At 53.5% G+C, this 18,676-nt stretch carries 17 protein-coding genes and 2 tRNA genes; 16 read left to right on the top strand and 3 right to left on the bottom strand.

The annotated features are described in order from the left end of the window. Positions 1–2: 2 nt before the first annotated feature. Positions 3–77 (top strand) — tRNA-Gln (locus tag ACVXHP_RS18545). Between the two features lie 35 nt (positions 78–112). Continuing rightward, a tRNA-Gln gene (locus ACVXHP_RS18540) sits at positions 113–187 on the top strand. Between the two features lie 120 nt (positions 188–307). Here the strand turns inward: ACVXHP_RS18540 and ubiF are convergent. Further along, positions 308–1,483, bottom strand: a complete 1,176-nt coding sequence (ubiF, locus tag ACVXHP_RS18535) for a 3-demethoxyubiquinol 3-hydroxylase (RefSeq protein ID WP_447571991.1) — start codon at positions 1,481–1,483, stop codon at positions 308–310. A gap of 147 nt (positions 1,484–1,630) precedes the next feature. Between ubiF and miaB the strand changes: the two genes are divergently transcribed. From miaB to rihA, 10 genes are all read left to right on the top strand, one after another. Continuing rightward, on the top strand, positions 1,631–3,061 hold the full coding sequence (miaB, locus tag ACVXHP_RS18530; protein ID WP_032939962.1) for a tRNA (N6-isopentenyl adenosine(37)-C2)-methylthiotransferase MiaB: 1,431 nt from the start codon (positions 1,631–1,633) through the stop codon (positions 3,059–3,061). Between the two features lie 153 nt (positions 3,062–3,214). Continuing rightward, positions 3,215–4,261: a PhoH family protein gene (locus ACVXHP_RS18525; RefSeq protein ID WP_019076268.1), complete on the top strand. Its 1,047-nt coding sequence runs from the start codon at positions 3,215–3,217 to the stop codon at positions 4,259–4,261. Next, on the top strand, positions 4,258–4,725 hold the full coding sequence (gene ybeY / locus ACVXHP_RS18520; RefSeq protein WP_003835559.1) for an rRNA maturation RNase YbeY: 468 nt from the start codon (positions 4,258–4,260) through the stop codon (positions 4,723–4,725). The genes ACVXHP_RS18525 and ybeY overlap by 4 nt, the downstream gene beginning before the upstream one ends. Before the next feature lie 96 nt (positions 4,726–4,821). After that, positions 4,822–5,700: a CNNM family magnesium/cobalt transport protein CorC gene (gene corC, locus ACVXHP_RS18515; protein WP_038638785.1), complete on the top strand. Its 879-nt coding sequence runs from the start codon at positions 4,822–4,824 to the stop codon at positions 5,698–5,700. A 24-nt stretch (positions 5,701–5,724) separates the two neighbouring features. Continuing rightward, positions 5,725–7,263, top strand: coding sequence for an apolipoprotein N-acyltransferase (gene lnt, locus ACVXHP_RS18510; protein WP_447571990.1), 1,539 nt, complete (start codon positions 5,725–5,727; stop codon positions 7,261–7,263). Between the two features lie 396 nt (positions 7,264–7,659). Further along, positions 7,660–8,568, top strand: a complete 909-nt coding sequence (gene gltI, locus ACVXHP_RS18505) for a glutamate/aspartate ABC transporter substrate-binding protein GltI (protein WP_003022762.1) — start codon at positions 7,660–7,662, stop codon at positions 8,566–8,568. Positions 8,569–8,727: 159 nt separating this feature from the next. Further along, positions 8,728–9,468: a glutamate/aspartate ABC transporter permease GltJ gene (gene gltJ / locus ACVXHP_RS18500; RefSeq protein ID WP_038638776.1), complete on the top strand. Its 741-nt coding sequence runs from the start codon at positions 8,728–8,730 to the stop codon at positions 9,466–9,468. Beyond that, complete coding sequence (gltK, locus tag ACVXHP_RS18495; RefSeq protein ID WP_003022757.1) at positions 9,468–10,142, top strand: glutamate/aspartate ABC transporter permease GltK; 675 nt, start codon at positions 9,468–9,470, stop codon at positions 10,140–10,142. The genes gltJ and gltK overlap by 1 nt, the downstream gene beginning before the upstream one ends. Next, positions 10,142–10,867, top strand: a complete 726-nt coding sequence (gltL, locus tag ACVXHP_RS18490; RefSeq protein WP_003022754.1) for a glutamate/aspartate ABC transporter ATP-binding protein GltL — start codon at positions 10,142–10,144, stop codon at positions 10,865–10,867. Before gltK ends, gltL begins: the two co-directional genes overlap by 1 nt. 116 nt (positions 10,868–10,983) lie before the next feature. Next, a complete protein-coding gene (gene rihA / locus ACVXHP_RS18485) occupies positions 10,984–11,919 on the top strand; it encodes a pyrimidine-specific ribonucleoside hydrolase RihA (RefSeq protein WP_447571989.1) in 936 nt (311 codons plus the stop codon). A 68-nt stretch (positions 11,920–11,987) separates the two neighbouring features. On the opposite strand, the gene ACVXHP_RS18480 is transcribed toward rihA, so the two are convergent. After that, positions 11,988–12,470, bottom strand: a complete 483-nt coding sequence (locus ACVXHP_RS18480) for a zinc ribbon-containing protein (protein WP_137360502.1) — start codon at positions 12,468–12,470, stop codon at positions 11,988–11,990. A 235-nt stretch (positions 12,471–12,705) separates the two neighbouring features. Here ACVXHP_RS18480 and leuS point away from each other — a divergent pair, with 235 nt between their 5' ends. The 4 genes from leuS to nadD are packed head-to-tail and all read left to right on the top strand — an operon-like array spanning position 12,706 to position 17,570. Then, complete coding sequence (gene leuS, locus ACVXHP_RS18475; RefSeq protein ID WP_094301018.1) at positions 12,706–15,288, top strand: leucine--tRNA ligase; 2,583 nt, start codon at positions 12,706–12,708, stop codon at positions 15,286–15,288. A gap of 14 nt (positions 15,289–15,302) precedes the next feature. Then, complete coding sequence (gene lptE, locus ACVXHP_RS18470; RefSeq protein ID WP_447571988.1) at positions 15,303–15,896, top strand: LPS assembly lipoprotein LptE; 594 nt, start codon at positions 15,303–15,305, stop codon at positions 15,894–15,896. Continuing rightward, a complete protein-coding gene (gene holA / locus ACVXHP_RS18465; RefSeq protein WP_447571987.1) occupies positions 15,896–16,927 on the top strand; it encodes a DNA polymerase III subunit delta in 1,032 nt (343 codons plus the stop codon). The genes lptE and holA overlap by 1 nt, the downstream gene beginning before the upstream one ends. A gap of 1 nt (position 16,928) precedes the next feature. Next, positions 16,929–17,570 (top strand): nicotinate-nucleotide adenylyltransferase, encoded by a 642-nt coding sequence (gene nadD / locus ACVXHP_RS18460; protein ID WP_137360499.1) that lies wholly within the window; start codon positions 16,929–16,931, stop codon positions 17,568–17,570. Here nadD and cobD read toward each other — a convergent pair. Next, positions 17,545–18,639, bottom strand: coding sequence for a threonine-phosphate decarboxylase CobD (gene cobD, locus ACVXHP_RS18455; RefSeq protein ID WP_447571986.1), 1,095 nt, complete (start codon positions 18,637–18,639; stop codon positions 17,545–17,547). The genes nadD and cobD overlap by 26 nt on opposite strands. Between the last annotated feature and the right edge of the window lie 37 nt (positions 18,640–18,676).

The following is an 18,676-nucleotide window of genomic DNA, read 5'->3' as shown; positions in this document are numbered from 1 at the left end:
GTTGGGGTATCGCCAAGCGGTAAGGCTCTGGTTTCTGATACCAGCATTCCGAGGTTCGAATCCTCGTACCCCAGCCAATTTCAAAAGTCGTCCACTTTGTGGGTGCGCCCGTTGGGGTATCGCCAAGCGGTAAGGCTCTGGTTTCTGATACCAGCATTCCGAGGTTCGAATCCTCGTACCCCAGCCATATTAAAAAAGCTCGCTTCGGCGAGCTTTTTGCTTTTCTAACGCCGGATGACGGCAAGCCTTACCCGGCCTACATGACTCGTAGGCCTGATAAGCGTAGCGCCATCAGGCACCACTCGAGCTACAATCCTAACGCATACTTCAATGCCTGACGCTTCAGTACGCCTGCGCGCTCTGCGGCCATTAAACCGAGATTACGCATGATACGCAGCGGCTGCAGGTTGTTACTGAATCCGGCGTAGAACAGATCCATCCCGCTCTGCATTATGAAATTATCAGTCATACGACGGTTCTGATAACGCTTCAGCACCTGCTGACTGGCCCAGGATTCACCGTAGCTGCGCGCATTAACCAGCACGTCAATCAGCGCATCTACATCACGGAAGCCCAGATTAACGCCCTGCCCCGCCAACGGATGAATGGTATGCGCGGCATCACCCACCAGCGCCAGGCCTGGCTGGACATATTGCAGCGCGTGACGACGCGTAAGCGGAAATGCCCCCGCCGCCACAGGCGTAACGTTCCCGAGTCGTGACGGGAAGTGTTTGGCGATCTCCGCCTGCAGTTGCGACCTAGTCAGGCCTTGCAACTGGCGGATACGCGCCGGTGAGTCATACCACACCAGCGAGGCCCAGTTATCAAACAGCGGTAAAAACGCGCGTGGGCCGTCAGGTGTAAATTGTTGCCAGGTGCTGTCGCCGGGTGCGTTCTCGCATTGTACGGTGATCAACATACAGGACTGCGCATATTGCCAGGCATGAATACCAATCCCGGCCATTTTCCGCACTTGGGAATTTGCGCCATCCGCGCCGATCACCAGTTTCGCGCTGATTTTCTCACCGCCAGCCAGTTCAATCTCATGCCGATCGTGATGTTGATGCAGAGAGATCAATGACGTTGGTACGCGCAGCGTGACTTTGGGGTGGGCTTCCAGCGCCTGCCAGAGCGCCTGTTGCAGAACCGTGTTTTCCACCATATAGCCCAGCAAAGGTAACTTAAGCTCGGCGGCATCAAACATGACATGGGCATTTTCCCATTCCCAGGTTTCCAGACGGCGGTATGGATGACTGCGCATACCCTGAACCGTATCCCAGACCCCCAGCCCTTTCAGCAACGACACCGAGGCGGAGCTAATGGCGGAGATTCTGACATCGGGCTGTCCATCAGCCACAAACGGCGCGGGAACGGCATGTTCAATGACCGTTACCGTAAATCCATGCTGCGCCAGTCCAAGCGCCAGCGCGCCGCCGACCATCCCCCCGCCGACAATGGCAATTTCCGTTGGTTGATTTGTCATGTGGTCAATCATCCTGTTACATGTATTGTGTAAGTTTACAGGATTTTTTACCCCTTGAGGCTGACATCCGTCATACTGGTCACAACCGCGCCAAAGCAGTACACTATGCGCCCTGCATTTCAGCCACAATTTCGCAAGAGCAAGTCGATGACCAAAAAACTCCATATTAAAACCTGGGGCTGTCAGATGAACGAATACGATTCATCGAAGATGGCCGATCTGCTGGATGCCACTCATGGGTATCAACTGACCGACGTGGCGGAAGAAGCGGATGTGCTGCTGCTGAATACCTGCTCAATCCGTGAGAAGGCTCAGGAAAAAGTTTTCCATCAGTTGGGCCGCTGGAAGCTGTTAAAAGAGAAAAACCCCAATCTCATCATCGGTGTCGGTGGCTGTGTCGCGTCACAAGAAGGCGATCATATTCGCCAACGCGCCCACTACGTCGATATTATTTTTGGGCCGCAGACTCTGCATCGCCTGCCGGAAATGATCAACAAGGTGCGTGGAAGCACTAGCCGTAGCCCGGTAGTTGATATCAGTTTCCCGGAGATCGAAAAGTTTGACCGCCTGCCGGAACCGCGTGCTGAAGGTCCAAGCGCGTTTGTTTCCATCATGGAAGGCTGTAATAAATATTGTACTTACTGCGTGGTGCCCTACACCCGCGGTGAGGAAGTCAGCCGTCCGGCGGATGACATCCTGTTTGAAATCGCCCAGCTTGCGGCGCAAGGCGTGCGTGAAGTGAACCTACTGGGGCAAAACGTGAACGCCTGGCGCGGTGAGAACTATGACGGCACGACAGGATCTTTTGCAGACCTGCTGCGTCTGGTGGCGGCGATCGACGGCATTGACCGTATCCGCTTCACCACCAGCCATCCGATCGAATTCACCGATGATATCGTTGAAGTTTATCGCGATACGCCGGAGCTGGTAAGCTTCCTGCACCTGCCGGTACAGAGCGGTTCAGATCGCGTACTGAATCTGATGGGACGCACCCATACCGCGCTGGAATACAAAGCGATCATCCGTAAACTGCGCGCAGCGCGTCCGGACATTCAGATTAGCTCGGATTTCATCGTTGGCTTCCCTGGCGAAACCACACAGGATTTCGAGCAGACCATGAAGCTGATTGCTGACGTAAATTTTGACATGAGCTACAGCTTTATCTTCTCTGCGCGTCCTGGCACCCCGGCTGCCGATATGGTTGACGACGTACCGGAAGAAGAGAAAAAACAGCGTCTGTATATCCTGCAGGAGCGTATTAACCAGCAGGCCATGGCCTGGAGCCGTCGTATGGTCGGCACAACCCAGCGCATTCTGGTTGAAGGCACATCGCGTAAGAGCATCATGGAGCTGTCAGGGCGTACCGAAAACAACCGCGTGGTGAACTTTGAAGGCGCTCCGGAAATGGTCGGTAAGTTTGTGGATGTTGAAATTACCGATGTCTGGACGAACTCCCTGCGCGGTAAAGTGGTTCGCACCGAAGACGAAATGGGCCTGCGCATCGCAGAATCTCCTGAGTCGGTCATTGCGCGTACCCGCAAAGAAAACGATCTGGGCGTAGGTATTTACCAGCCTTAATCTTCTGGCCCGTCAGCTCTGGCGGGCCTTGTATTTCCTCCCGCAATCCCCATATTTATTGCAATGCTTGCGCCTTTTCCCTATGGCGTGAATAATTTCCTTAGATGCCGGTAAATGTTCAGCGTCCGGCGAGACATGCTAAAGAGGAACAGTTTGAACATAGACACTCGAGAAATTACCCTTGAACCCGCAGACAACGCCCGTCTGTTGAGCCTTTGCGGTCCATTTGATGACAACATCAAACAGCTGGAACGTCGCCTCGGCATCGAAATTAACCGTCGGGATAACCACTTTAAGCTGACCGGTCGCCCAATTTGCGTCACCGCTGCGGCGGATATTTTACGCAGCCTGTATGTCGATACCGCCCCAATGCGCGGTCAGACGCAGGACATAGAACCTGAGCAAATTCATCTGGCGATTAAAGAAGCGCGTGTGCTTGAGCAAAGCGCGGACAGCGTGCCGGAATTTGGCAAAGCGGTGAATATCAAAACCAAGCGCGGAGTGATTAAACCGCGTACGCCGAACCAGGCGCAGTACATCGCCAATATCCTCGATCACGACATCACCTTCGGCGTTGGCCCTGCGGGTACGGGTAAAACGTATCTCGCGGTTGCCGCCGCGGTCGATGCGCTTGAGCGTCAGGAGATCCGTCGAATTCTGCTGACCCGCCCGGCGGTGGAAGCGGGCGAAAAACTGGGCTTCCTGCCAGGCGATCTGAGTCAGAAAGTCGATCCGTATTTACGACCACTGTATGACGCCCTGTTCGAAATGCTCGGTTTTGAGAAGGTTGAAAAGCTGATCGAGCGTAACGTCATTGAGGTGGCGCCGTTAGCCTATATGCGCGGTCGTACCTTGAACGATGCGTTCATCATTCTTGATGAAAGCCAGAACACCACCATCGAACAGATGAAAATGTTCCTGACCCGTATCGGCTTTAACTCCAAAGCGGTCATCACCGGCGATATCACTCAGATTGACCTGCCGCGTAGCACCAAGTCCGGTCTGCGTCATGCCATTGAGGTGCTGGCCGAAGTCGACGAGATTAGTTTTAATTTCTTCCATAGCGAAGATGTGGTTCGCCACCCGGTAGTCGCCCGTATCGTCACGGCGTATGAAGCCTGGGAAGAAGCAGAACAGAAACGTAAAGCCGAGCTGGCAGCGGAACGCAAGCGCGAAGCTCAGGAGCAGGAGCAAAAATGAGTCAGGTTATTCTCGATTTACAGCTGGCATGTGAAGACGAATCCGGTTTACCCACAGAAAGTCAGTTTCAGGGCTGGCTGGATGCGGTAATCCCGCAGTTTCAGGAAGAGTCTGAAGTGACGATTCGCCTGGTCGATGACGCGGAAAGCCACGAGCTGAACCTGACCTATCGCGGGAAAGATAAATCAACCAACGTGCTCTCTTTCCCGTTTGAAGCCCCTCCGGGCATTGAGATGCCGCTGCTGGGCGATCTGATCATCTGCCGTCAGGTGGTTGAGAAAGAAGCACAGGAGCAAGGTAAGCCGCTTGAGGCCCACTGGGCGCACATGGTGGTGCACGGTAGCCTGCATTTACTCGGCTACGACCATATCGAAGATGATGAAGCGGAAGAAATGGAATCCCTCGAAACAGAGATTATGCTTGCTCTGGGCTATGAGGATCCGTACATTGCCGAGAAGGAATAAGCCGTCGGGCATCTGCCCGGGCTTCCCATGAAGCCATGCGCTGAGTTTACGCGCATTGAGCGACCTATTAACTAACATGAGAACCCATACGACGCCATGAGCGACGACAATTCACACAGTAGTGACACGTTAACCAGCAAAAAGGGATTTTTTTCCCTGTTACTGAGCCAACTTTTCCACGGTGAACCCAAAAACCGCGACGAACTGTTGGAGCTGATCCGTGATTCCGGGCAGAACGACCTTATCGATGAAGATACGCGTGATATGCTCGAAGGGGTGATGGACATTGCGGACCAGCGCGTTCGCGACATCATGATCCCCCGCTCTCAAATGATTACCCTGAAACGCAACCAGACCCTGGATGAATGCCTCGATGTCATTATCGAGTCAGCCCACTCGCGTTTCCCGGTGATCAGCGAAGACAAAGATCACATTGAAGGGATTCTGATGGCCAAAGATCTGCTGCCGTTTATGCGCAGCGATGCCGAAGCCTTCAGCATGGAGAAAGTGTTACGCCAGGCGGTTGTCGTACCGGAAAGCAAGCGGGTTGACCGCATGCTGAAAGAGTTCCGCTCCCAGCGTTATCATATGGCTATCGTCATCGACGAGTTCGGTGGTGTCTCTGGTCTGGTGACCATTGAGGACATCCTTGAACTGATCGTTGGTGAAATCGAAGATGAGTACGACGAAGAAGACGATATTGATTTCCGTCAGCTCAGTCGCCACACCTGGACCATTCGCGCGCTGGCGCCAATTGAGGACTTCAACGAAGCCTTTGGCACCCACTTTAGCGACGAAGAAGTCGATACCATTGGCGGTTTGGTCATGCAGGCCTTTGGTCACCTTCCCGCTCGTGGGGAGACTATCGACATTGATGGTTACCAGTTCAAAGTGGCAATGGCCGACAGCCGTCGTATTATTCAGGTTCATGTCAGAATTCCGGACGACTCACCCCAGCCCAAACTGGACGAATAAACCCGAAACTGGATCTAAGACTACATGGCATTTGCCTCACTAATTGAACGCCAGCGCATTCGCCTGCTGCTGGCGTTATTATTCGGTGCCTGCGGGACGCTGGCTTTCTCTCCGTATGACATCTGGCATGCGGCGATCGTGTCGCTGATGGGCCTGCAGGCTCTCACACTCAACCGCCGCCCGCTTCAGTCAGCCGCTATCGGCTACTTCTGGGGCCTGGGGTTGTTTGGCTCCGGCATTAACTGGGTCTACGTCAGCATCGCGCAGTTTGGCGGTATGCCAGGTCCGGTTAACGTTTTCCTTGTGGTTCTGCTTGCCGCCTACCTTTCACTCTATACCAGTCTGTTTGCTGGCGTGTTGTCACGCCTGTGGCCAAAAACAACCTGGCTACGCGTCGCCATTGCCGCGCCGGTTGTCTGGCAGATAACCGAGTTCCTGCGCGGCTGGGTCCTGACCGGCTTTCCGTGGCTGCAGTTCGGCTACAGCCAGATTGACGGCCCGCTAAAAGGGCTGGCGCCGGTAATGGGCGTTGAGGCGATTAACTTCCTGCTGATGATGGTCAGCGGCCTGCTGGCGCTGGCGCTGGTGACGCGTAACTGGAAACCGCTGATTGCTGGCGTGGTGCTTTTCGCTCTGCCCTTCCCGCTGCGCTATATCCAGTGGTATACGCTTGAGCCGGAAAAAACGACTCAGGTTTCGATGGTCCAGGGTGACATTCCACAGTCACTCAAATGGGATGAGGGTCAGCTACTTAACACGCTGAAAATTTATCTCGACGCCACTCAGCCTGTAATGGGCAAATCACAGCTGATCATCTGGCCGGAGTCCGCTATCCCGGACCTGGAAATTAACCAGCAGCGTTTTTTGAGCATGATGGATGACCTGCTGAAATCGAAAAACAGCACGTTGATTACCGGTATCGTAGACGCGCGGCTGAATAAGCAGAACCGTTACGATACCTACAACACCATCATCACGTTGGGTAAAGACAGTCCGTACAGCTACGACTCCAGTAACCGCTACAACAAAAACCATCTGGTACCGTTTGGCGAGTTTGTCCCGCTGGAATCGATCCTGCGCCCGTTAGCGCCGTTCTTTGACCTGCCGATGTCGTCGTTCAGCCGCGGGCCGTATGTGCAGCCACAGTTGCATGCACACGGCTTTAAGCTGACCGCAGCTATCTGCTACGAAATCATTCTTGGTGAACAGGTGCGTGATAACTTCCGCCCGGATACGGACTATCTGCTCACCATCTCTAACGATGCGTGGTTTGGTAAGTCTATCGGCCCGTGGCAGCACTTCCAGATGGCGCGTATGCGTTCCCTGGAACTGGCGCGCCCGCTACTGCGTAGCACCAACAACGGTATTACGGCGGTAATTGGTCCACAGGGTGAGATTCAGGCGATGATCCCGCAGTTTACCCGCCAGGTTCTGACCACCAGCGTGACGCCAACCACGGGCTTAACCCCGTATGCCCGTACCGGTAACTGGCCGCTATGGCTGCTTACCGCACTGTTGGGCTTTGGCGCGCTGGTAATGAGCCTGCGCCAGCGTCGCCGTTAAATTCACAGGCCGGATAAGGCGGTACGCCGCCATCCGGCAGTTGTGCCGCATTGAGCCTGATGGCGCTACGTTTATCAGGCCTCCCCCTCCTCCAAATAACCATTCTGGCACGTCTATTGCTTTGTTATACAAGACAAACGTTGTTTTGGCTGAATGTGCAACCTGGTCGCACCAAAGTTGAGCTTTGGTAGCACCTGAAAAGTGCAACAACATATTTTTGCCCCCAAATGGTGCGGCGCACTTCGCAAAAATAAACAATAACACAGCAAATTCTTTACATTCATCCAAACTAAATGTTAACAAACATATACAAGACTGCACGTTTAAGTAGCAAACAATAACAACATCACAATGGGTATCAATGCGTCCCTGGCGCAGACGATAAAGGAGTTGGATATGCAATTACGTAAGCTCGCCACTGCCATGCTGGTCATGGGAATGTCCGCCGGTCTGGCGCACGCAGAAGACGCAGCACCAGCGGCAGGCAGCACGCTGGACAAGATCGCCAAAAATGGCGTTATCGTTGTCGGCCACCGTGAATCATCGGTACCTTTTTCTTACTACGATAATCAGCAAAAAGTGGTCGGTTATTCACAGGATTACTCCAACGCCATCGTTGAAGCCGTGAAGAAAAAACTCAACAAGCCTGACCTGCAGGTAAAACTGATCCCGATTACCTCCCAGAACCGTATCCCGCTGCTGCAAAACGGTACCTTCGACTTTGAATGTGGTTCCACCACCAACAACGTCGAGCGTCAAAAACAAGCGGCATTCTCTGACACTATTTTCGTCGTCGGCACCCGTCTGCTGGCGAAAAAAGGCGGCGACGTTAAAGATTTCGCTGACCTGAAAGGCAAAGCTGTGGTCGTGACTTCGGGTACCACTTCAGAAGTGCTGCTGCACAAGCTGAACGAAGAACAAAAAATGGATATGCGCATCATCAGCGCGAAAGACCACGGTGACTCTTTCCGTACTCTGGAAAGCGGCCGCGCCGTTGCCTTTATGATGGATGACGCCCTGCTGGCTGGCGAACGCGCGAAGGCGAAGAAACCAGACAACTGGGAGATCGTCGGTAAGCCGCAGTCTCAGGAAGCCTACGGCTGCATGCTGCGCAAAGATGACCCTGAGTTCAAAAAGCTAATGGACGACACTATCGCCAAGGCGCAGACCTCAGGCGAAGCAGAGAAATGGTTTGATAAGTGGTTTAAAAACCCAATTCCACCGAAGAACCTGAACATGAATTTTGAACTGTCAGACGAGATGAAAGCCCTGTTCAAAGAACCGAATGATAAAGCGCTTAACTAACTAAAATAAATGGGAGGCTTCCCCTCCCTCTCGATTGCTACTCGGCACGGACAGACTATAAGCCTGATGGTCGTTCCCCATCAGGCCTGAAAACCGCAAAACGCTGAATAACAATCTTCGAGGGTAGCGCTGCTACCTTTTTTTTTCTGGAGTAGATTTATGTCTATAGACTGGAACTGGGGCATTTTTTTACAACAAGCCCCGTTCGGCAACACCACCTATCTCGGCTGGCTCTGGAGTGGTTTCCAGGTCACGGTCGCGTTATCCATTACGGCCTGGATTATCGCTTTCCTCATCGGTTCTTTATTCGGCATTTTACGTACTGTTCCCAACCGTTTCCTTGCCGGGATCGGCACGCTGTACGTTGAGCTGTTTCGTAACGTTCCGCTCATTGTCCAATTTTTTACCTGGTATCTGGTCATTCCTGAACTGTTGCCGGAAAACATAGGTATGTGGTTTAAGTCGGAACTGGATCCCAATATTCAGTTCTTCCTTTCATCCATGCTGTGTCTGGGGCTGTTTACCGCTGCGCGCGTCTGCGAGCAGGTTCGCGCTGCTATTCAATCTCTGCCTCGTGGGCAGAAAAACGCTGCACTGGCGATGGGGCTGACGTTGCCGCAGGCTTATCGTTATGTTCTGCTGCCAAACGCTTACCGCGTAATTGTTCCGCCAATGACCTCAGAGATGATGAACCTGGTGAAGAACTCCGCGATCGCTTCTACCATCGGTCTGGTCGATATGGCTGCGCAGGCAGGAAAACTACTGGATTACTCCGCTCATGCCTGGGAATCGTTTACGGCCATTACCCTGGCCTACGTGCTGATTAACGCTGTCATTATGCTGGTGATGAATCTCGTCGAACGCAAGATCCGCCTGCCGGGCAATATGGGAGGCAAATAATGTACGAATTTGACTGGAGTTCTATTGTCCCTTCCCTGCCGTATCTGCTGGATGGGCTGATCATCACGCTGAAAATCACCGTCACGGCAGTCGTCATTGGTATCGTATGGGGAACTATTCTGGCGGTCATGCGCCTGTCCAGCTTCGCCCCGATTGCCTGGTTTGCGAAAGGCTACGTCAACGTATTCCGTTCCATTCCACTGGTGATGGTACTGCTGTGGTTCTACCTGATTGTGCCCGGCTTCCTGCAAAACGTATTGGGTCTGTCGCCAAAAACCGATATTCGCCTGATCTCGGCGATGGTCGCGTTTTCGATGTTTGAAGCCGCGTACTACTCTGAGATTATCCGGGCAGGGATCCAGAGTATTTCTCGCGGGCAGTCCAGCGCTGCGCTGGCACTGGGGATGACCCACTGGCAGTCGATGAAGCTCATTATTCTGCCGCAGGCCTTCCGCGCGATGGTGCCGCTGCTGCTTACCCAGGGCATCGTACTCTTCCAGGATACCTCGCTGGTCTATGTATTAAGTCTGGCAGACTTCTTCCGTACCGCCTCCACCATTGGCGAGCGTGACGGCACGCAGGTTGAAATGATCCTGTTTGCTGGCGCCGTTTATTTTGTATTCAGTCTGAGCGCATCGTTGTTGGTCAGCTATTTGAAGAAAAGGACAGTTTAATGATTACCCTGAAAAATGTTTCTAAATGGTATGGTCACTTTCAGGTGCTGACCGACTGCTCCACGGAAGTGAAAAAAGGCGAAGTGGTCGTGGTTTGCGGTCCTTCAGGTTCCGGTAAATCCACGCTGATCAAAACAGTGAACGGTCTGGAGCCGGTACAACAGGGCGTCATCACGGTTGATGGCACCGTGGTGAACGACAAAAAAACCGATCTGGCCAAACTGCGCTCCCGTGTGGGTATGGTGTTCCAGCACTTTGAACTGTTCCCGCATCTGTCGATTATTGAAAACCTGACGCTGGCGCAGGTAAAAGTGCTTAAACGCGACAAAAAACCAGCCCGCGACAAAGCGCAAAAGTTACTGGAACGTGTCGGTCTGTCTGCGCATGCCGAGAAGTTTCCGGCTCAGCTCTCCGGGGGCCAGCAACAGCGTGTCGCCATCGCCCGGGCGCTGTGCATGGATCCTATCGCCATGCTGTTTGACGAACCAACATCGGCGCTTGATCCTGAAATGATCAACGAAGTGCTGGACGTTATGGTTGAACTGGCCAACGAAGGGATGACCATGATGGTGGTGACCCACGAAATGGGCTTTGCGCGGAAAGTAGCGAACCGGGTAATCTTCATGGATGAAGGGAAAATTGTTGAAGACTCACCGAAAGAAGAGTTCTTCGCCAATCCGAAGTCGGACCGCGCCAAAGACTTCCTCGCCAAAATCCTGCACTAATATTGCTGGCGCGCACCGCTATGTGCGCGCCACTTCACGCTTTATCTCTTCACTTATCGAAACAGGTACAGCCCAGCGTTAACCTTGTCACAAAGTCCCACTTACAAGGAGCAACAATGGCACTTCCTATTCTGTTTGATTGCGATCCGGGTCATGACGACGCTATCGCAATTGTTCTCGCCCTCGCCTCACCTGAACTGGATGTTAAAGCAATCACCTCTTCTGCCGGCAACCAGACCCCCGACAAAACGCTACGTAACGTATTACGCATGTTAACGTTACTCAACCGTACGGATATCCCCGTAGCCGGCGGAGCAGTGAAACCGTTGATGCGCGATCTGATTATTGCCGATAACGTTCACGGAGAAAGTGGCCTTGATGGCCCAGCGCTGCCGGAGCCATCGTTCGCTCCGCAAAACTGCACCGCCGTTGAGCTGATGGCTAACGTGCTGCGCGAAAGCCAGGAACCGGTCACCATTGTCTCTACTGGCCCACAAACCAACGTGGCGCTGTTGCTGAATAGCCACCCGGAACTGCATGCCAAAATCACCCGCATTGTGATCATGGGTGGTGCGATGGGTCTCGGGAACTGGACGCCTGCCGCCGAGTTCAACATTTACGTCGACCCGGAAGCGGCGGAAATCGTCTTCCAGTCGGGCATTCCGGTGGTGATGGCCGGGCTGGACGTTACCCATAAAGCGCAGATTCACGCCGTCGATATCGAGCGTTTCCGCGACATCGGCAATCCAATTTCGACGATCGTGGCTGAACTACTCGACTTCTTCTTTGAATATCATAAAGACGAAAAATGGGGATTCATCGGCGCGCCGCTGCACGACCCATGCACCATTGCCTGGCTGCTAAAACCTGAGCTATTTACCACCGTTGAGCGCTGGGTTGGCGTGGAAACCCAGGGCAAATACACCCAGGGGATGACGGTAGTGGATTACTACTTCCTGAGCGGCAATAAGCCAAATGCAACCGTGATGGTGGACGTGGATCGCCAGGGGTTTGTCGATCTGCTGGCAGAACGTTTAAGGTTTTACGCGTAAAACTGTAGGCCGGATAAGGCGCTTGCGCCGCCATCCGGCCTACAAATGACGTTTGACACGTCTAATCATTACGGCTCAAACGGTCTACGCTGAAACTGGTCATGACCGCATTTCGGACACAGCGGCAGCACGTCCGGGGTGTATACCGCTAAATGAAAGTGGCACTTCTCACAGACCAGATTGCCCAGGCCGACCACCTCGCCGCTGTGATAAACCCCATGATGGCTAAGATCCTGAAAGACTTCGCGCCATTCGAGCTGCGTTTTATCGGTAATATCGGCCAGTTCTTGCCAGATACTCTCTTTGATAACCCGCATAAAGACGCTGTCCGTCTCCTCATCGAGACTCTCTTCATAACTCAACGCAAACTCTTCTAAGTCGCGTCTGACGGCCCGAATGACCTCTTCCACCTCGGTTCGCGTTAACTCCCCGGTCTGCATAACTCGCTGACGCGCCTGCTCCACCAGCGCATCAATATCGCGTTCGCCGTTACGCAGGCGTTCGCTCAGTGAAGCCACCAGTTCACGGTAATATTGAGCAACCTTGTTCATCACTTCACCTCCTGGGTCGTTAACTGTCTATAATAATAGACGTTATTTACGCTACGCTTTGCAAGACTGTCCACAGAGTGTGTAAATTCGTGCAAGAATTATCCTTGCGGGAATTCAACGCTGAATGCGCGAAAGGCTGTTTTGGCGCGGGCGTTTGGGCTATGCTATGCGGATCTGAAACACCACATCTAGAGCTACGTTTGTAGCTGTATTGAAAACAGGACCACTGGCTGCCATGCAAGAGCAATACCGCCCGGAAGAGATAGAATCCAAAGTACAGCTTCACTGGGATGAGAAGCGCACATTTGAAGTTACCGAAGACGAGAGCAAAGAGAAGTATTACTGCCTGTCTATGCTTCCCTATCCTTCTGGTCGACTACACATGGGCCACGTACGTAACTACACCATCGGTGACGTGATCGCCCGCTACCAGCGTATGCTGGGCAAAAACGTACTGCAGCCCATTGGCTGGGATGCGTTCGGTCTGCCTGCGGAAGGTGCTGCGGTTAAAAACAACACCGCTCCGGCACCGTGGACGTACGACAACATCGCCTACATGAAAAACCAGCTCAAAATGCTGGGCTTTGGTTATGACTGGAGCCGTGAGCTGGCGACCTGCACTCCGGAATACTACCGTTGGGAACAGAAGTTCTTCACCGAGCTGTACAAAAAAGGCCTGGTGTATAAGAAAACCTCTGCGGTCAACTGGTGCCCGAACGATCAGACCGTTCTCGCCAACGAGCAGGTTATCGACGGCTGCTGCTGGCGTTGCGATACCAAAGTTGAGCGTAAAGAGATCCCCCAGTGGTTCATTAAAATCACCGCTTACGCTGACGAACTGCTGCGCGATCTGGATAACCTGGATCACTGGCCAGATACCGTTAAGACTATGCAGCGCAACTGGATCGGCCGTTCTGAAGGTGTGGAAATCACCTTCGACGTGAACGGTTACGACAACACGCTGACCGTCTATACCACCCGCCCGGACACCTTTATGGGGGCGACCTACCTGGCCGTTGCCGCAGGTCATCCGCTGGCGCAGAAAGCTGCCGCGAACAACCCTGAACTGGCCGCGTTCATTGACGAATGCCGTAACACCAAGGTTGCTGAAGCCGAAATGGCGACCATGGAGAAGAAAGGCGTCGACACTGGCTTTAAAGCGGTTCATCCGCTGACTGGCGAAGAGATCCCGGTTTGGGCGGCAAACTTTGTCCTGATGGAATACGGCACTGGCGCAGTGATGGCCGTTCCGGGCCACGATCAGCGCGACTACGAATTTGCCACCAAATATGGCCTGACCATCAAGCCAGTCATTCTGACCGCCGAAGGCGCAGAGCCGGATCTGTCGGAACAAGCACTGACCGAAAAAGGCGTGCTGTTTAACTCCGGTGAGTTTGACGGCCTCGACTTCGAAGCAGCCTTCAACGCCATTGCTGACAAGCTGGTCGCAAAAGGCGTGGGTGAGCGTAAAGTTAACTACCGTCTGCGCGACTGGGGCGTTTCCCGTCAGCGTTACTGGGGCGCGCCGATTCCGATGGTGACGCTGGAAGACGGTACTGTGCTGCCAACGCCTGAAGATCAACTGCCGGTTATTCTGCCGGAAGACGTGGTCATGGACGGCATCACCAGCCCGATCAAAGCCGATCCTGAGTGGGCGAAAACCACCATTAACGGCATGCCTGCGCTGCGTGAAACCGACACCTTCGATACCTTTATGGAATCCTCCTGGTACTACGCGCGTTATACCTGCCCGCAGTACAACGAAGGCATGTTGGATCCAGAAGCCGCTAACTACTGGCTGCCAGTTGATATCTACATTGGCGGTATCGAACACGCCATCATGCACCTGCTCTATTTCCGCTTCTTCCATAAGCTGATGCGCGACGCGGGCATGGTAAACTCTGACGAACCGGCTAAACAGCTGCTGTGTCAGGGGATGGTACTGGCCGATGCGTTCTACTACGTGGGCGCCAACGGCGAGCGTAACTGGGTTTCTCCGGTTGATGCCATCGTTGAACGCGACGAAAAAGGTCGTATCGTGAAGGCGAAGGACGCCGAAGGTCATGAACTGGTGTATACCGGCATGAGCAAGATGTCCAAGTCCAAAAACAACGGCATCGACCCGCAGGTGATGGTTGAACGTTACGGTGCGGACACCGTGCGTCTGTTTATGATGTTCGCCTCTCCGGCTGACATGACCCTGGAATGGCAGGAATCCGGCGTTGAAGGAGCTAACCGCTTCCTGAAACGTGTCTGGAAACTGGTTTACGAACATACTTCCAAAGGTGATGTTGCTGCCCTGAACGTTGATGCTCTGAGCGAAGATCAAAAAGCGCTGCGCCGCGACGTGCACAAAACTATCGCTAAAGTCACCGATGATATCGGTCGTCGTCAGACCTTCAACACCGCAATTGCGGCGATTATGGAGCTGATGAACAAGCTGGCGAAAGCGCCGCAGGAAGACGAGCAGGACCGCGCCCTGATGCAGGAAGCGTTGCTGGCCGTTGTGCGTATGCTTAACCCGTTCACCCCACACGTTTGCTTCACCCTGTGGCAGGCGCTGAAAGGCGAAGGCGATATCGATAACGCACCGTGGCCGGTAGCTGACGAAAGCGCTATGGTTGAAGACTCAACGCTGGTTGTCGTTCAGGTTAACGGTAAAGTACGTGGCAAAATCACCGTTCCGGTAAACGCCACCGAAGAACAGGTTCGTGAACGTGCTGGCCAGGAGCATCTGGTAGCAAAATATCTTGATGGCGTTACCGTACGTAAAGTGATTTATGTACCGGGTAAACTCCTCAATCTGGTCGTTGGCTAAGCGCGGGAGGAAGCGTGCGACTTCTGACAACATTGTTGTTATCTCTGGCGGTGCTGGTCACCGCCGGGTGTGGTTGGCACCTGCGTAGTACTACGCAGGTTCCACCCTCAATGCAAACCATGATCCTGAACTCTAGCGATCCGAATGGCCCGTTAAGCCGCGCGGTGCGTAATCAACTGCGTCTGAACGGCGTTACGCTGCTTGAAGATGGTTCAATGCGTAAAGATGTGACGTCCTTACGGCTGGGAGGAGTGAGTCTCTCAAAGGATACGGCGTCGGTATTCCAGAACGGTCAAACGGCTGAATACCAGATGATAATGTCCGTAAGAGCTACCGTGCTGATTCCAGGACACGATATCTACCCCATCAGCGCCAAAGTTTATCGTTCGTTCTTTGATAACTCTCAGGCTGCACTGGCGAAGGATAACGAGCAGGACATGATCATCAAAGAGATGTACGACAAAGCGGCGGAACAGTTGATTCGTAAGCTGCCAAGCGTTCATCTGGCCGATACTCGGTCATCCAGTGCCGATGCTGAGCAAGCAGCGACGCCAGCCGCAGCGCCAGCGTCATCTCCGGCGCGTGTTTCCACCACGCTGGGTAACTGATGCTCAAGCTGTACCCTGAACAACTCCGCGCACAGCTCAATGAAGGGCTGCGCGCGGCGTATTTACTACTGGGCAACGATCCCCTCTTATTGCAGGAAAGCCAGGATGCCATCCGTCTGGCTGCCGCAACGCAAGGATTCGAAGAACACCACGCTTTTACTCTGGACACCAGCACCGACTGGGGAGAAATATTTTCACTCTGCCAGGCGATGAGCTTGTTTGCCAGTCGTCAAACGCTGCTTTTGCAGTTGCCTGAAAATGGCCCTAATGCCGCCATTAACGAACAACTCACATCGCTCGTCACTTTTCTTCATGACGATCTGCTGCTGATTGTTCGCGGCAACAAACTGACTAAGGCGCAGGAAAACGGCGCATGGTATACCGGGCTGGCGAATAACGCGGTTCAGGTTAGCTGCCAGACACCGGAACAAGCACAGCTTCCACGCTGGGTTGCCGCGAGAGCGAAACTTAACAACCTGCAACTGGATGACGCAGCCAATCAGCTATTGTGCTATTGCTATGAAGGTAACCTGTTAGCACTGGCGCAAGCACTTGAACGGTTAGCGTTGCTTTGGCCTGATGGCAAACTCACGCTGCCTCGCGTGGAAAAAGCCGTTAACGATGCCGCGCACTTTACCCCCTTCCACTGGGTGGATGCGCTGCTGATGGGCAAAAGCAAGCGCGCGCTGCACATCCTGCAACAGTTACGCCTTGAAGGCAGCGAGCCGGTTATTTTACTGCGTACGATACAGCGCGAATTGCTGCTGCTGGTCAACTTGAAACGGCAGTCGGCCCATACGCCCTTACGCACGTTGTTTGATAAACATCGTGTGTGGCAAAATCGCCGTGGCATGATGGGTGATGCGCTTAACCGGCTACATCCGGCACAGCTGCGTCAGGCGGTGACGCTGTTAACACGTACGGAAATTACGCTTAAACAAGACTATGGTCAGTCAGTGTGGGCGGAACTTGAGGGACTTTCCCTTTTGCTCTGCCATAAATCGCTGGCCGATGTTTTTATTGATGGTTGATATGAAATCATTGCAGGCTCTGTTCGGCGGCACCTTTGATCCGGTGCATTATGGTCATCTTAAACCGGTTGAAATTCTGGCGAATCTGATTGGCCTTTCCCGGGTCATCATCATGCCCAATAACGTGCCGCCACATCGCGCGCAACCCGAAGCATCCGGCGAACAACGTAAGCGCATGGTTGAACTGGCCATTGCCGATAAGCCGCTGTTTTCTCTGGATGAACGCGAACTCAAACGCGATACCGCCTCCTACACCGCGCAAACGCTACAAGAGTGGCGCGAAGAGCAAGGTCCGGAGGTACCGTTAGCGTTTATTATTGGTCAGGACTCGCTGCTTACTTTTCCGTCCTGGCATGACTACCACACGATTCTGGGTAACACGCATCTCATTGTGTGCCGACGCCCAGGCTATCCCCTCGAAATGGCGCAGGAAAAGCATCAGCAGTGGCTGGAGGATCATCTGACCCATTCGCCGGAAGACCTGCACAACCTGCCCTGCGGGAAAATTTACCTGGCCGAAACACCGTGGTTTAATATCTCCGCCACGCTGATCCGCGAGCGCCTGGAGAAAGGCGAGCCGTGCGACGACTTACTGCCAGGCGCTGTGCTTGACTATATCAATCAACAAGGGCTGTATCGCTAAGCGCCTTACGTAATGCCGCCAGCAGTCGGTTATTCTCTTCCATGCTCCGAACGGCTACCCGATAATAGCGCGTATCCAGCCCCGGATAGTTGGCGCAACTGCGGATCAAAACATGTTGTTCGAGCATGGCGCGTTGCAGATCAACATCCGCCCGATCGCAGCGTAATAAACGATAATTTGCCCGGCCGGGATACACCGTCAGGCCGGACAGTGCTTGCAACTGTTGATCAAACCGCGCGCCCTCTTGCTCCAGCCATTTCCACGTCGCCTGCTGATAGGCGCTATCGCGTAAAATAATCTCGCCAGCAAGGGCAGCAAACGCATTAATTGACCACGGCATTTGTTGGCTACGCATCTGTGCAACGGCGTGTTCGTTACTGTTGACCAGATACCCCAGACGCAATCCCGGTATCGCATAGAATTTCGTCAGTGAGCGCAGCACCCAAATATGTGGATTCCCGTGCAGCAGCGGGATAAATCCCGGTTCACCGGCAATAAAATCAATAAATGCTTCATCAAGGATCAACGCAATCCCAAGCCGCTCACAACGGGCGGCTATCTCGTGCAGCAGGCGGTTATCAGGTAATAACCCGGTGGGATTGTTGGGCGTACAGAGAAACAGGCAGTCCAGCTCTGAGGTTAAGGCATCGAGAATCGCATCAGTAAGCTGCCAGCCATCCTCTTCACGCAGCGCAAATTCATGAATCGTACAGTCCCCCCATTGCAACGCCCGACGATATTCCGCAAATCCGGGCGTGACGATCATCGCATGACGTGGCTTAAGGCCATGCACCAGGGTAAAAATAGACTCGGTCTCACCGTTTCCGGCCAGGATCCACGAGGCCGGAATCTGATGATGATCCGCCAACGCTGTATGCAGCCGAGCGTAATCGACATCCGGGTAACGCTCCGCGCAGTCCAGATTGTCGATAATCGCGCGTTTTAAACTTGCCGGCATACCCAGCGGGTTAATATTCGCGCTAAAATCCAGCAATTGTTCAGGCGAGATACCCAACAATTCGGCGGCTTCTCGGGTATTACCACCATGCGCGCTCTTCAATAAAGACATCGTGCCGCTCCACGTAAAAAAGGGTATTTTAGTGAAA

The organism is Citrobacter freundii complex sp. 2025EL-00176 (genome assembly GCF_053309355.1).
The sequence above is the reverse complement of the archived record's forward strand: the minus strand, read 5'-3'. Positions and strand labels throughout refer to the sequence as shown.

Excerpts from the sequence above, each read along its gene's own strand:
- ubiF (WP_447571991.1), bottom strand. The coding sequence starts at position 1,483 with ATGACAAATCAACCAACGGAAATTGCCATTGTCGGCGGGGGGATGGTC.
- miaB (WP_032939962.1), top strand. The coding sequence starts at position 1,631 with ATGACCAAAAAACTCCATATTAAAACCTGGGGCTGTCAGATGAACGAA.
- ybeY (WP_003835559.1), top strand. The coding sequence starts at position 4,258 with ATGAGTCAGGTTATTCTCGATTTACAGCTGGCATGTGAAGACGAATCC.
- corC (WP_038638785.1), top strand. The coding sequence starts at position 4,822 with ATGAGCGACGACAATTCACACAGTAGTGACACGTTAACCAGCAAAAAG.
- lnt (WP_447571990.1), top strand. The coding sequence starts at position 5,725 with ATGGCATTTGCCTCACTAATTGAACGCCAGCGCATTCGCCTGCTGCTG.
- gltI (WP_003022762.1), top strand. The coding sequence starts at position 7,660 with ATGCAATTACGTAAGCTCGCCACTGCCATGCTGGTCATGGGAATGTCC.
- gltJ (WP_038638776.1), top strand. The coding sequence starts at position 8,728 with ATGTCTATAGACTGGAACTGGGGCATTTTTTTACAACAAGCCCCGTTC.
- gltK (WP_003022757.1), top strand. The coding sequence starts at position 9,468 with ATGTACGAATTTGACTGGAGTTCTATTGTCCCTTCCCTGCCGTATCTG.
- gltL (WP_003022754.1), top strand. The coding sequence starts at position 10,142 with ATGATTACCCTGAAAAATGTTTCTAAATGGTATGGTCACTTTCAGGTG.
- rihA (WP_447571989.1), top strand. The coding sequence starts at position 10,984 with ATGGCACTTCCTATTCTGTTTGATTGCGATCCGGGTCATGACGACGCT.
- ACVXHP_RS18480 (WP_137360502.1), bottom strand. The coding sequence starts at position 12,470 with ATGAACAAGGTTGCTCAATATTACCGTGAACTGGTGGCTTCACTGAGC.
- leuS (WP_094301018.1), top strand. The coding sequence starts at position 12,706 with ATGCAAGAGCAATACCGCCCGGAAGAGATAGAATCCAAAGTACAGCTT.
- holA (WP_447571987.1), top strand. The coding sequence starts at position 15,896 with ATGCTCAAGCTGTACCCTGAACAACTCCGCGCACAGCTCAATGAAGGG.
- nadD (WP_137360499.1), top strand. The coding sequence starts at position 16,929 with ATGAAATCATTGCAGGCTCTGTTCGGCGGCACCTTTGATCCGGTGCAT.
- cobD (WP_447571986.1), bottom strand. The coding sequence starts at position 18,639 with ATGTCTTTATTGAAGAGCGCGCATGGTGGTAATACCCGAGAAGCCGCC.